Annotated in this window: 1 protein-coding gene; it reads left to right on the top strand. The window is 38.2% G+C overall.

The window, feature by feature from the left end:
- Positions 1-217 (top strand): IS1 family transposase (locus AC1M9D_RS14205; RefSeq protein ID WP_481612461.1); only part of this gene is annotated, 217 nt, incomplete at both ends.

Raw genomic sequence — 217 nt, 5'->3', positions numbered from 1 at the left:
CTTAAGTGAATCGATCTATCAGATTCAGCCTAAACAAAGCCACTACGAATGTCTTGAAGTCGATGAACTTTGGACTTTTGTAGGGAATAAGCAAAATAAACAATGGCTTATTTATGCCTACCATCAAGAATCTGGAGAAATTGTTGCTTATGTTTGGGGTAAGCGGGATTTAGCAACGGTTCAACGTCTTAAAGCTAGACTTAAAAAGCTTGGGGTT

Source organism: Acinetobacter sp. ANC_7682 (assembly GCF_056779795.1).
This window is presented reverse-complemented; position numbering and strand designations above follow the sequence as displayed.